At 45.5% G+C, this 13792-nt stretch carries 13 protein-coding genes; 1 reads left to right on the plus strand and 12 read right to left on the minus strand.

Annotated elements, in window-relative coordinates; all coding sequences use genetic code 11:
- Nucleotides 1–19 precede the first annotated feature (19 nt).
- A complete protein-coding gene (locus EIZ58_RS23515; RefSeq protein WP_134703382.1) occupies nt 20–334 on the minus strand; it encodes a YbjQ family protein in 315 nt (104 codons plus the stop codon).
- Nucleotides 315–518: a hypothetical protein gene (locus EIZ58_RS23520; RefSeq protein WP_134703383.1), complete on the minus strand. Its 204-nt coding sequence runs from the start codon at nt 516–518 to the stop codon at nt 315–317. The genes EIZ58_RS23515 and EIZ58_RS23520 overlap by 20 nt, the downstream gene beginning before the upstream one ends.
- A gap of 120 nt (nt 519–638) precedes the next feature.
- Between EIZ58_RS23520 and EIZ58_RS23525 the strand changes: the two genes are divergently transcribed.
- A complete protein-coding gene (locus tag EIZ58_RS23525) occupies nt 639–1163 on the plus strand; it encodes a hypothetical protein (RefSeq protein WP_134703384.1) in 525 nt (174 codons plus the stop codon).
- A 34-nt stretch (nt 1164–1197) separates the two neighbouring features.
- Here EIZ58_RS23525 and EIZ58_RS23530 read toward each other — a convergent pair whose 3' ends face one another.
- The 10 genes from EIZ58_RS23530 to EIZ58_RS23575 all read right to left on the minus strand — a co-directional run bounded on the left by EIZ58_RS23530 (nt 1198) and on the right by EIZ58_RS23575 (nt 13744).
- Nucleotides 1198–2325 (minus strand): M20 peptidase aminoacylase family protein, encoded by a 1128-nt coding sequence (locus EIZ58_RS23530; protein ID WP_134703385.1) that lies wholly within the window; start codon nt 2323–2325, stop codon nt 1198–1200.
- A gap of 11 nt (nt 2326–2336) precedes the next feature.
- Nucleotides 2337–3449: an o-succinylbenzoate synthase gene (menC, locus tag EIZ58_RS23535; protein ID WP_134703386.1), complete on the minus strand. Its 1113-nt coding sequence runs from the start codon at nt 3447–3449 to the stop codon at nt 2337–2339.
- Nucleotides 3450–3478: 29 nt separating this feature from the next.
- Nucleotides 3479–4588, minus strand: coding sequence for an o-succinylbenzoate synthase (gene menC, locus EIZ58_RS23540; RefSeq protein WP_134703387.1), 1110 nt, complete (start codon nt 4586–4588; stop codon nt 3479–3481).
- Nucleotide 4589: 1 nt separating this feature from the next.
- Entirely contained in the window at nt 4590–5399 is an 810-nt protein-coding gene (locus EIZ58_RS23545) for a GNAT family N-acetyltransferase (RefSeq protein ID WP_134703388.1), read from the minus strand.
- An 18-nt stretch (nt 5400–5417) separates the two neighbouring features.
- Entirely contained in the window at nt 5418–6260 is an 843-nt protein-coding gene (locus EIZ58_RS23550) for a MurR/RpiR family transcriptional regulator (RefSeq protein ID WP_134703389.1), read from the minus strand.
- Nucleotides 6261–6777: 517 nt separating this feature from the next.
- Nucleotides 6778–7206, minus strand: a complete 429-nt coding sequence (locus EIZ58_RS23555; RefSeq protein WP_134703390.1) for an RNA polymerase sigma factor — start codon at nt 7204–7206, stop codon at nt 6778–6780.
- Between the two features lie 130 nt (nt 7207–7336).
- Nucleotides 7337–10072: a cation-translocating P-type ATPase gene (locus EIZ58_RS23560; RefSeq protein ID WP_205672322.1), complete on the minus strand. Its 2736-nt coding sequence runs from the start codon at nt 10070–10072 to the stop codon at nt 7337–7339.
- 123 nt (nt 10073–10195) lie between these two features.
- On the minus strand, nt 10196–11305 hold the full coding sequence (locus tag EIZ58_RS23565; RefSeq protein ID WP_134703392.1) for a Ger(x)C family spore germination protein: 1110 nt from the start codon (nt 11303–11305) through the stop codon (nt 10196–10198).
- Nucleotides 11265–12389: a GerAB/ArcD/ProY family transporter gene (locus tag EIZ58_RS23570; protein ID WP_134703393.1), complete on the minus strand. Its 1125-nt coding sequence runs from the start codon at nt 12387–12389 to the stop codon at nt 11265–11267. Before EIZ58_RS23570 ends, EIZ58_RS23565 begins: the two co-directional genes overlap by 41 nt.
- Nucleotides 12386–13744, minus strand: a complete 1359-nt coding sequence (locus tag EIZ58_RS23575) for a spore germination protein (protein WP_134703394.1) — start codon at nt 13742–13744, stop codon at nt 12386–12388. Before EIZ58_RS23575 ends, EIZ58_RS23570 begins: the two co-directional genes overlap by 4 nt.
- Between the last annotated feature and the right edge of the window lie 48 nt (nt 13745–13792).

Raw genomic sequence — 13792 nt, forward strand, 5'->3', positions numbered from 1 at the left:
ATTTTCTTAAGGGGATTTATTATTCCACGACAACAGCAGTTCCGTAAGCAATAATCTCAGCTGCCCCAGCCATAACAGCCGAGGATTGCAGGCGGAAAGCGAGAATCGCATTGGCCCCCTTGGCTTCAGCATCCTCTACCATTCTTCCTATCGCCACCTGCCGGGCTTTTTCCATCATCTCGTTATACTCTTTGATTTCCCCGCCCACAATGGTCTTCAGCCCGGCTAGTATATCTTTACCTACGTGTTTGGATTGGATTGTACTGCCTCGGACAAACCCCTTTAGTTCTTTAACCTCTTTTCCAGGTACAAATTCAGTAGTCACGATAATCATTTCCATCTTCCTCCTTCTTTTCTTTTCTTCTTTCCATAATCAGGATGACCACTAACACTACGATCGAAGCTAAGTACCCCAATAATACAAAAAAAGCATAAGGCAGCTTGAATATAAAGAAAATTGGCGCGAGCAGCTGGAGTGTGACCACTAAACCAATAAGAAGATATTTCCACTTCGCCACTCATTTTCCTCCTTTCAGGACAATTTGTAAACTTCTTCCATACTAACATTAACCATCTTGAAACAAAAGGAGTCCCTTATACGTCAAAACATTAGATACCTTCCAAAGGATGGTGGAACCATGACACACCTTAAAATTTTTGCCGTTCCTATCATGACGGCAGCCTTACTCCTTAGTGGCTGCACAAGCCCCGTGGACACCCCGCCGGCACCGCCCAGCCAAGCCAAAGAAGATATAAATCCACTTACAAAAGCACAAGTTGTATCCCTATTAAGCGAAGCAGCAATACTTGAACAAGTGTTTTATGACACAGAATCCCTAACAACAGATGAGGTCTACGCCCATTTCCAGTCGGTTTATACCCAACAGTACGTGGACCGCATCATTCTTGGAACCGGAAACTTCAAAAGAGAAAACGAGAAATGGATATTTGCTTATCGGGGTGGAGAGCTTGTCGAGGGGAGCTTTATTAATGAACCTAATCTTGAAGGGCTAAAAGTTGAAGTGTCCTTTGACGGCAAAACCATGACTGTTACCAATCCCGTAGGAGATGGCTTGTATGCTCCTCACCTTGAAATCATCACCCTTGCCTTCACCGATAACACCTGGAAGATCAATCACCTTGAATGGGTAAAAAAACACTAGAGCAGATCGTCCTACTCTAGTGTTTTTTCTTAACTTATGCTTCTTGATCAAAGGTGGTCATGACTGCTCTAGCCAAGATTTGACTCCCATCTAGCAAAGCTTCCCGTTCAAAGGTCATATGAGGATGATGGAGACCAGGCTTCAGTCCACAGCCTAAACCCAGCATCGTTGCTTTGACCTGGGGGCGTTTGATCGTATAGTAGTGAAAATCTTCCCCGCCAGGGGTAATCACGGGGTCTACTAGATTCTCATGACCTAGCACCTCCGCAATCGCCTCCGCCATGTAAGCTTTTGCTTTTTCGTGAACTTCCGCTGCAGCGACTTGCGATTCATATTGGATTCGAATATCTGCTCCATACAGCTGGGCAAGGGATTGAATCATATGATCCACTCGCCGAACGAGCTCTTTCATCACTTCATTCGTTTGCGCGCGCATATCGATGGAGAACTTGGCATTTCCTGGGATGGTATTGCTGTTTTCGCCACCTGCCATAAACTTCGTCACTTTGGCCGAGTAGGGAACCATCGGATTGAGATGAATGCGATTGAGCTCATGTACGATGGCTGCTCCGACTTCTATGGCATTGACATTTAAATGTGGACGGGCTCCGTGAGCATCTGCTCCTCGGATTTCTCCCTCGATAAACACGCCAGCCCCATTGATAATGGCCGGTGCGGCTTTACCCTGTACGACTTCCTGGAACGGACGAAGATGGACTCCATACAGGAAATCAACGTCATCAATCACGCCCTTGTCTACCAGTTTGAGCGCTCCCGTGCCTTTTTCCTCTGCCGGCTGAAAAATTAGCTTGAGTTTCCCTTTCGGCTCATAGTCCATTGATTTTAATAGCATCAATGTTCCTAATACGAGTGTCATATGCGCATCATGCCCGCAGGAGTGATTGGCTCGAAACTCTCCATCCACCTCCTGCCACAAGGCATCGATATCCGCACGCAAGGCCACGGTCAACGGGCCGGAGCCCATCTCAGCCACGACGCCCGTACAATCGTCAAAGGTTGTCACTTTGCACCCCAGTTCTTCCAAACGATGAGCCAGGTACTTGGTGGTATTATACTCCTTCCAGCTGACCTCCGGATGCTGGTGAAGATGCTCAAAGATCTCTAGTATAGATGCCCTAAGCTGTTCCGCACTTTCCCTCATGTTCTCTCCCCCTATCTACGAATTTCTTTTTTCTCTAGTGTATACTTCTCAAGTAAAGAAGGTACAGGCTGGTAGCCAATCCCTGACGTAGCCGGAATTTCAATCGTTCCCTTTGCACTCACGACGACTTCCGGTTCAATGATGTCCTCATGCCAATAGCGTGAGGACCCCGACGTATCCCCGGGCATGACGAAATTGGCTAGACTGGTAATCGCAATATTATGTGCACGACCCACTCCCGATTCTAGCATCCCTCCACACCATAGGGGAATATTTTGACTCAAGCAGTAGTCATGAATCTTATTCGATTCCGTTAGACCGCCTACACGACCTACTTTTATGTTGATAATTTTGCAACTGCCAAGCTCCACTGCTTTTCTAGCGTCCTCTAAGGAATGAATACTTTCATCAAGACAAATCGGAGTCTGAATCTGTGCTTGCAGCTTGGCGTGATCGATAATATCATCATGAGCTAACGGCTGCTCAATCATCATTAGATTAAACTGATCCAATTCTTTGAATACCGCCACATCGTTCAGTGTGTACGCTGAATTTGCATCCGCCATCATCGGAACATCAGGGAACCGCTCTCGAACGGCCCGAATCATTTCCACATCTTTGCCTGGCTTAATCTTAATCTTCATCCGCTGATAGCCTTCCGCTATAAACCCTTCAACCACCTTCAATAGATCTTCAGGACTTTCCTGAATCCCAATGCTCACGCCCACTCCAATCTCCGACTTCGTTCCACCCAAAGCCTTTGCTAGAGGCTGGTTTTGCTGCTTCGCATACAAATCCCACACCGCTCCCTCAATTGCAGCCTTAGCCATATTGTTGCGGCGTATCGGGGCAAACACTTCACTCACTTGATCAGGATGTTCCAGCGTTTCCTGGCGGTACAACATAGGAATCAGAAAATCCTCCATCACATGCCAGCATGTTTTAACCGTTTCTTCATTATAAATAGGCTCAGTCATCGCCACGCATTCCCCATATCCAATCTGCCCTCCGCTATGAGCTTCCACAAGAATGAATTCACGGTCCGTTTGCGTGCCGAAGCTAGTTTGGAAAGGGGCTTTCAGTTGAAGCTTCATTTTTCTGAAAACGAATTTTTCAATGTTCATGGATCGAACTCCTTTGTTAACGACTGGGATTACAATCGAAACGTCTGGCTATACAACGTATATTTTTCTATTCGCTCCCGATTCGGCTCATAACCGATTCCAGGCGTTTGTGGAACCGTGATCACCCCATCCTCCACGGTGACTTCAGGGTCAATAATATCTTCCTTCCAGTAACGTGAGGATGCCGCCGTATCTCCAGGAAGGGTAAAGTTCGACAGACTGGTCATGGCGACGTTATGCGCTCTTCCCACTCCAGCTTCCAACATCCCTCCACACCAAATGGGAATTCCATGCGCTTCGCAAAGATCATGAATTTTCTTGGACTCTGTCAGACCACCGACGCGGCCGATCTTAATATTGACAACCTTGCAGCTGCCTAAATATAATGCTTTTCTAACATCCTCCGCGGAGTGGATACTTTCATCCAAGCAAATGGGCGTCTGAATTTGAGCTTGCAGTTGGGCATGATCCACAATATCATCAAACCCAAGCGGCTGCTCGATCATCGTCAAATGAAACTCATCCATCGCTTTTAAGGTCTCGATATCCTTAAGGGTATAGGCACAGTTGGCATCGGCCATAAGAGGAATCTTCGGGTATTTTTTTCTGATCGCTTCGAGTACATGAAGGTCCCACCCTGGCTGAATCTTCACCTTCATCCGCTTATAACCCTTGTCTACATACTCGTCGATAATATCCAACACTTGCTCTACGTGATCCTGGATCCCGATGCTAATCCCGACATCAATCTTTTCTTTGCTTCCCCCTAACGCTTTCGCCAAGGAAAGTCCTTGCTTTTTCGCATAAAGATCCCAAATCGCGCCCTCTAAAGCGGATTTTGCCATATAATTGCCGCGAATTGGGGCAAACAGCTCGGATATTTGGTCTGGATGGTCAATAGGGGCCTTCGCCAACATCGGGATCAGAAAATCTTGAAGCATATGCCAGTTCGTCTTTACCGTTTCTTCTTTATAAAAAGGATCACCAGCTGCTACAGACTCGGCCCATCCCACCAAACCATCCTTTGTTCGTACCTCTACCAAGATAAAATCCTTATCATATTCCGTTCCAACGCTAGTCGTAAATGGATGAAGCAACTGTAGCTTCATATGTCGCAGAACCACACGATCAAGTTTCATCTTATTCCCCCCTTTGCTTGACTAAACCATAATAATGCAGCCCTGAACCTTCGCCTTTGCTCAATTGTGTGGCTTTCCACCCCCGGTCGAAATATGTGGTAAACACCTCACGGGTTTTCATCCTCCACTCAATAGCGGTCTTCATATCGAGGGCTTTGATCTCTTGAAACTGGCTGGGTACGGGAACCCAAATGACCGTTGCCTGGTCCGTTGTATGTAGTTTCGTTTGGACTGGGAGTGGATAGGGAAGCGACACCGTATCTACTTCAATGGCAACGAGATCCGCTGGATGCCTCTCTACCCGTTCACAGGGAGAATCCCCTGCTGTGTCCCACTCGACCAAAAAGCGATCAGACGGAAGCCCAGCGTTAAACAGATCTGTCATTTCTCCGTAACAGTTTTCCACATAAGTTCTGCAGTAGGCCCCAAGCTTTGTTAAATTTAGATATCCATTGACGGTTTCTAAAGGGTCATACGTCCATGTAATCAAGCGATACCCCATCTGATGCGCTTCTTCTCGCTGACGCAGCTTGAGCTTTTCTCCAATCCCTGCCTTGCGAAAATCAGGGTGAATTCCCATGCTATGAGAGCAAAGATAGGCTTCCTTTCCGTTAAATCCAGGAAAGCTGTACTGGAACCCAATTAATTGTTCACTTAGAAATGCCCCAATCACCATTCCGCCATTTTTCACTGCCGTCAGGGTTTGGTGAACTGGCACGGCATCATCGCCAGCCCAAATCAGATTCTCCAAATCCCTGACTAGTCCCAATTCTTCTACCGTATGGATCGTTCGAATGGAAATCAAGGACACCCTCTCCTTTACTTGAATCTATTCAATAAATACCCCGTGCGCAGAATATAGCTCCTCTAGTTTTTGCTGGCGGGCTTGAATGCGATCTCGGTCCTTTAGGGTCATACCATGAATGATCATGTCAATGACACTTATGGCAGGTGTAATCGACAGGGAATTCGAGTCCACATTTTCCTCTGTGGTCAAAGTTAAATCCGCGAGTCGGCCTACCGGCGACAACAATCGATCGGTGATACAGATTAAAGGTACACCTTGTTGTTTGATGCACTCTGCTAAGTGCAGTGTTTCCTTCAAGTAACGTGGAAAAGAAAGCATCACAACTGCAGAGCGTTCCGTCAAGTCACAAAGCTGTTCGTTCACATTCCCACTTGTTGCACAAAGGGCAACGTGATCACGAAGCGTATTTAATTGAAGGGACAACCAGTAGGCCGCAGCATAGGATGCCCTCATCCCAATCACTAACACCCGGTCCGCCTCAATCAGGGTTGAAACCACCTTCCACAACTCCTCTTCATCCAACTGATGAAGCGTCTGCTGCATCGCCGTGATATCTTTTTCCATACACTTCGCGAAAGGGGAAACAGACGCATCATGAAGAGGCTGCTCCTCATTGCTGCTGCGATAAGTCTGATTCAATACCCATTGTTGAACGCTGGACTGCAGCTCGCTAAAACCGTTAAACCCTAGTGCATACGACAACCGGATCACAGTCGTCTCACTCACCTCTACCTGGCGCCCAATCTGTGAAGCTGTCTTAAAAGCAAATTCATCTTTGCTCTGAATCAAATATTCCGCTACCTTCTTCTGGCCAGGAGAAAGCTTGTTATATTTCTCCTTAATGATCTTCTCCAGACTGTTCATTGTCCACCCCACTATAGATTGCTTAATAGCTAACACCCTGCCATAGGGCGAACGAAGCATCTGTCCACCAAAAAAGAATTAAAAACTTCAAAATAAGTTGTTTGAAGCATGAAATGCTTCATGCTTTATTTGTATCATACTTTCTGAATCTTGGGAAGGACTATTTGACCCAACATTGCCCTACCAACACTGGCCCCTCCGGTGCCCTGATGCTCACTCCCTTGGCAAAACTTCTTCAAAGCATCATTAGGAAGAAGCTCTTTTCAAACTTTGCAAGATCTAAACCTATTTGAAAGCATTACCGTTTTGGGAGCAAGTAACTTGGTTTCGTGATCAAAGAGCGTGAATTAATTGAAATGGTTTAGAACTAAGTTGTGGGTCGACCCGAGCAATAGTCATGCCGTGCTGGACCAGGCTTGATGAAAAATAAAACCCTAATTACCGAAAAAACTCAGTAGGATGCTAAAAAGGCCCCCTACTCTTTGGGGACCCTTTCTATCTAGCTAATCCATTTCTCTCAGACTCGTCCGTTTAGCCGAGAGGGTGCTTCTGTTGTGTTGGCTTCATTGGGTAGCTTTGCAAGTGCTTCATTCTCTATAGCACTTACGAGTTTTGGAGTCACATCCATATATTTGGCAGTTTCCTGCACAGATAACCCTTTAATAAAGCGAAGATAAAGTACGGAGCGCATATTTTCTGATAGGGGTGTAATTGTTGTAGCATGATGTTTTCCTTTGCCCAAAAAATCAACAGTCGTCCTTCTAGCAAGCTTAAACACCGATGCATGCACGGGTTCATCCTCTTGCCACTGGTGATACGATAAGGCAATCTTATGAAAAACCTTTTCGGTTATGTTTTGGGTGTCCGCTGGATTACCCAGCATGTAATACACATAGTCGTAGGTAGCGTAAAAATGATCTTGGAACAAGCGTTCAAATTCATCCATAGCCTTACCCCCTCCCTCCTTAAGTCTAACGTAATCGTTGGTAATGAGGGAGTACCAAAAATTTTTAGTACCTTCTTTATTCACCAAAAAGTAAGAACCAGGACGAGAAATTCTCACCCTGGTTCTTTTTCTAACTCGCCATTTTTTTGCTTTGGGGTGATTCTAACGACTTACTCTTGCCTTTCATTCTCTGGCTAAGCTTAAACAGTTCTGTGACCAGCAAAACGCTCGATGCAAGAATAACAATGACAATAAACTCCGTGACACTCACAGGACCCGCCTTAAGTACTTGTTGCATGAGCGGGATCTGCATCGACATGAGATGAAGGGTCAATGCAACGAATACACCTACAATCAAGAAAACATTACGTTTTATCGGAATACTAAACACCGACTTGCGCTCGGAACGACAGTTTAAAACATGGAAGTTAAGGGACAGCACCATCAGCAGCAATAGGAGGTTACGAGCGGCAGATTCCTCCCAGCCGGCAGATAACATGCCGTACCAAGCAGCGAAGCTGATTCCACCCATGGTAAGGCCCGACACGAGTACTTGTTGGATCATTCTCTTGTCGATAATGCCCTCAGAAGGATCTCTCGGAGGACGATCCATGGCTCCTTCTTCTTTTCCTTCAAAGGCTAAAGCTACATCCTGAATTCCGTTTGTCACAAGGTTGAGCCAGAGCAGCTGGGCAGCAACCAAAGGCAACGGCAAGGCAAACAACATCGATAACGTAAAGAGAAGGACCTCAGCTAATCCTGTAGCAATGAGAAGATACACGACTTTACGCAGGTTATCATAAGCGACTCGCCCCTCTTCAATTCCTGCTCGGATAGCCGTAAAGTTATCATTCGTGACGATAATGGAAGCTGTGTCCTTTGCAATATCCGTCCCGGACCCCATCGCAACCCCGATACTGGCCCTGCGAATGGCCGGTGCATCATTCGCTCCATCTCCCGTTACGGCAACAAAGTGACCCGAGTTCATAAGTGTATCTACAATCTGCAGCTTCTGTAATGGAGTTACACGAGCAAACACCCGCCCCCTATTGACCGCTTCAATGAAGGCGGGAGAAGCTGGCTTTCCCAGCTTCTCTAACTGCTCGCCCGTAACAACCTCATAGGGAGTGCTGACAATGCCTAGCTCCTTCGCAATAGCATAAGCGGTGGCTGGGTGATCGCCAGTGACCATGGAGACCTTGACCCCTGCGCGGTGGCAATCTGCTACCGCCTCTTTCGCTTCCGGACGAAGAGGATCAATCAGTCCCACTAACCCGACGAGCGTTAGTACGGGTAGTTTCGGGTCCTTTACTAAAGAATCCGGATGATCCGTGACCGCATCAGCTACTGCCAATACCCGATAGCCTCCCTCCGCCATCCGTTTGGCTTCTTCCAAGACAACAGCTGGATCAATCGCCTGTATACCGTGATTCGTCGCTATTGTTTCACAGTAGGGGAGCAAGGTTTCTACTGCTCCCTTCACAGCCGCATAACCCTTCTCACCCTGCTGGTAAAATACCGCAGCATAGCGATTCTCCGATTCATAAGGAATCGCGCTAAGAAACGTTCCTTTCTCCTTGACCCTTTCGGAAGAAAGATCAGCTTTATAACCCAAAGCTAACAAGGCCACATCCACAGCATCCCCATCTGCTTGCCATTGATCGTCCTTTTTAGTCAGCTGGGCTTCATTACACCAAACCACTGCGCGTACTAATCTCTCTACCATCTGCCGTTCCGATTCGGACGGCGACTCGTCTCTAGTTGCAACGATCCTTCCTTCCCCATCATAGCCTTCACCCGTTACCGAAAAAGACTCTCCGGAGGGAAGCTTGATCATCTTGACCGTTTGTTTATTGACTGTCAAAGTCCCTGTTTTATCACTGGCGATATACGTGCAGCTTCCTAAACTCTCAACCGCCGTAAGCTTGCGCACGATCACATGCCGCTTCAGCATTCGACTGGTGGCAATGGAGAGCACGATTGTCATCGCAATGGGAAGTCCTTCTGGAATTACGGCGACGGCCAAGGCAATGGCAATGAAGAACACTTCCGTGAAAGGCATCCCTCTCGATACAGCGACGGCGACCAGCAAGATACAAGCTGCCAGTACAATATAGCTTACTTGTTTAGAGAACTTTTCCATTCGGATGATCAAGGGAGGCTTACTGACCGTGGAACCGGAAACCTCAACAGCAATCTTGCCGAGCTCTGTTTTTAATCCGGTATCTGTTACATAACCCCATCCTCGACCCGATAACACAGTGGTACCCGCGTAAGCCATATTGACCCGCTCACTTAATGGCGTATCCCGTGCGACTAACTCTTCCCCTTTAGTGTTGGCGATAGACTCACCCGTCAAAAGAGCTTCATCAATGGTTAGTTTACTCGCTTGAACCAAACGGAGATCTGCGGCTACACGGCTGCCTGATTCTAGGAATACCAAGTCACCGGGTACAAGGTCTTCAGCCGGAACGGTGAACTCTTGCCCATTTCTTTTAACCCGTGCCATCCCTTTTAGCAAATTTTGCAGAGCTGCTGCATTCTTTTCAGCCTTCCACTCCTGGAAGGTCCCTAATAAAGCATTCAATAAAATCACCACAAAGATAAATACGGAATCGGCTGTCTCTCCGATCAAGATGCATAGGACTCCCGCTACGACAAGAATATAAATCAATGGGTTAAAGAACTGGTGTAGAAATATCATCAACGTGGTCGGTGGCTTTTTCTCAGGTAGACCGTTTTTTCCATACTGCTTCTTCAAATGATCCACCCGCTCCGCGGTTAAGCCTTGGGTTGAGGTTTCTAACCTCCTGCTCACTTCCTCGCTCTTCATTTCATGCCAAGCATACTCATGTTTCTCGTCCATCCTCATCCCCCTCTGGTATAAAGCCTCTTCTGATTTCAGAATACCAAAAAAGGGAAAGTACCCGGAGTGATTAAACTCACACACAAAAAAGAGGAACAGCTGTTAAGCCACTCCCTTGTTCCATCAATGCGTAAAGCCTGTCCCGAGGATGTCCGCTTTCACTTGAATGTCAAAGGTTGCGTTAGGATACAGACGTTCTCTCCAATCCTCCCATTCCCCTTCGTTGTCAAAGCGCTGAGCCATATATGCCAGACCAAATCCTGCTGGGTCCCACTCGTTTTTTTGTAGGTTGGATAGCATGTCGCGAACCTTTTTCTCTACTTCTTTTTCTACAATAGCCCCAATCTTCCCTAGTTCTTGACTTTCCACGTTTCTCGTTGATTCTTCAATGATCCCTTGTATCTCATAGTTTACTAATATCTTTACCTTCCCTTTTTCTCCTTCGTTCACTTGAAAACCTGCCTGAATTCCCCCGACATCAACGACAAATTCCCAATCCTCTTCTTGAACGGTTACACTGGTTCTGCGAATAAAAGCCGAAGAAAGTAATGGATGAAAAAACTTTGTATCTTGTGGATTAAGAAATCCTTGAAATCCATCGGGATTAAACATCGCGAGCTTGTTAATTTGAAACAAGTCTTTTCCCCCTTGCTCAATCACAGGCAGAAAGGCATCCAATCCTTTTTCATACAATCTCCTTCTGAAGTCAAAGAGAAAGGAGGTTACCGTGAAGATCGACTCCGATCCCTCACCACCGAAGGTTAAAAACAAGGAATTGGAAGGAAGTCTCTCCGATTTTGGTTTAATTTCTAAGATCGTTTTCGCATCTGGCACCCCTGCTGCCATATAAGCAATCTTTTGTATGTCGCGGCGTCGAATCATCCAATCGGTTATGTCAAGCATATTTTGATCAAGCATTTTTTCACCGATAACAATGACCTTTGCCTGGCTAAAATCAAACTCTTTATCTACTCTTGACTTCATGATACGTACCGCATCCGCAATGGTTCTGGCTTCCTGCTCTACTAGAATAAATTCACTGTCACCACTCTTTATATCCCCTGTAGGAATAGCTAGCTTTAGAATAACCTTATATTTTTGCTTGTCATCATCTGGCTTGTCGATTCCAATATTGACAACGAAAAAACGCTTATCGATATCTTTGAACCCACACCCAGATAAGAAAATGACGTTAGCGACGATTAGCAGCAGAAGAAGTCGACTTCGCTTCATGCTTCACCTTCCTAGCAATCCAATACAATAAGCACACAAGGATGATCTCACTCGGCAAACGAATGCGCAACCACCATACTGACAAATTATAGAGATCAACCTCATTTAGTAAGATATCTGCAACAATGGTAATTCCGCCAAAGCTTCCTAGGACGAGTAAAGGATACCAAGCTTTCTTTTTAGTTGAGCTCGGGGGAGGTAATAGGCTTTGGATAATTCTTAAGCCGACATGCCAATGAACCAAGGTACTTAAGAGTGAAATGCTTAAATACAGTAAAAGAAATATAAACACCATCCGCTCAACAGGGCCCAACTCCATTCTGATCGAGTCAGCCGTTGCGATCCAAGGGTAAATATAAGAGCCAACTCCTTCGGTCCCATGGTATCCAATAGGAAGAAAAAAGGTCGTGGCAAGGTTCAAGAACCCAACGACACCTACTAATGGAAACCATTTTAAAGAGATGTGCTGGGTAAACACCCGATGAAAAATAACCATGTTCGCGTAACCCGTAAAAATATAAGTTGTAGCTGCCACCGTATCCCAGGCTGGCCAATCCCAAGCGTAGGAAAGAATTTGCCTTACCGCAGTCCAATCCATATATGGACTTCTCAATCCATGTATGAAAATTAAAATGATCAACGGAACGTTTACTATCAGAAGAATTTCTAGTATGTAAAGCACTTGTTTCGTCGTAGAGTTCGCAAGAAAAATGACAACCAGAACAAATAGAAGGTTGGTTAGCCATTCTGATATGTCCGGATTAATAAACCGAACCGTTATATCACTATAGGAAGCAATGGTGATAAATCCAGCCAAAAACCATGTTATGCTAAAATAAATCAGAATCGTAAGCCTTACCCACGAGGTGGTATGCTGCTGCAGAATCTCTGGAAAGCCTTGCTCGGGAAATACCTGAAAACTCTTAAAAAAAACCATGGCGATAAGTGTACTTAAGATGCAGCCAACAGCAATGGACATAACTGCTCCGTCAAAACGGTGTCTAATCAGAATAACAGGTACATAGGCCACAACGTTTGATAGCATGTTCAAGATAATAATATAGTAGATATAGCGGGTTTTCATGAGGAGGTTTCCTTTTCATTAAACAGATCCTTATCATTAGCCCCTAAAAATAATCGAAGGTAAGGCTGGCCAAAGCTATCAAGTTTACATAGGTAGCCAATCAAGAAAATTAGCCCGATTACCATTCCCACTAAGCCGAAGAAGGTGGTTAAGAGCAACACGAAGTACTTAGAGACTCGGAGCGCAAAGCCCATGGCATTAATCGGGATGACGAAATTGGAGATCGCAACAGCTGCTACGAGGATAATCATGATATTGGAAACTAACCCCGCATCGGTTGCCGCTTGACCTAGGATCAACCCCCCTACCGTCGTGGCTGTTGAGCCTATCGTCTTAGGCAAACGAATCGAGGCCTCAGTAAGCAATTCCATCATAATCAGCATGAATAGCACCTCGAGATAGGAAGGGTAAGGAACTCCTACTCGGCTTCCTGCGATAGACAGCGCTAACTGTACTTGGAACAGCTCAGGATTAAAAGAAGTAACCCCGACGTACATAGACGGCAAGATTAAACTGATAAAAAGCCCTATATAACGCAGCATAATTATAAAGCGACTCACGCCCCATGACTGATAAATGTCTTCCATCGACGATATAAAGTCATAAAAAACAGCAGGGGCTAGAAGTACAAATGGCGTCCCGTTAATCATTAAAGCCACTTTGCCTTGAGATAAATTTAAGGCCACCCGATCCGGTCGTTCGGTTATCATCGATGTTGGAAATAAAGTAATCTTCTGGAGGTTTAGCTTTTGCTCTAATTCCCCAATCGCTTGTAAGGTTTTCCCAGTTACTTTTCCTAAGCGCTCCTTAATTTTTTGCAGACGATCCTCATTGACAAATTGAGAATCATAAACTAGGTGTACCGTTTGAGGGATTTGAGTGTTGAGGAGATGCGCTTCTACAATCAAGGTTTCTTGAGGATAGCGATGACGAATCAGATTTAAGTTCACTTCCACATTTTCACTAAATCCATATTGGGGTCCCTGAATTACACTTTCTACTGTGGATTGGGTTGTCGCGTTATTGACCGCCTTCTTCACATCGATAATTAAAATATGGAGCCCACAGAATAAGATGAGGTTGCCCTCTAAGATTTTTTTGGACAGATCATCGGTTTCTTGATATTCAGACGTATTGGGTAGGGAGCAAATATAGCGCGAGAAGTCTTTCCTGCTCACTAGTTCATAAAAAGGCTTTAAGATTAAAGTTTGGATTTTAGCTTCATCTGTTAACGATTTAAAATAAATCAGCCGGATTTCCTCATACTCGTTCTTGGAGATTAATAACTTAGCATCTTGTGAAGGATGAAACTGCTCCCATAAAGCATCGTAGAGCACTTTGCTTCTCCAGTACATTCGATTCATCCCCTCTTTCTGATAACCATAGGGTTTCTCAATTGGGAT

Origin of the sequence: Ammoniphilus sp. YIM 78166, from assembly GCF_004522215.1 — a bacterium.
Classification (GTDB): domain Bacteria; phylum Bacillota; class Bacilli; order Aneurinibacillales; family RAOX-1; genus YIM-78166.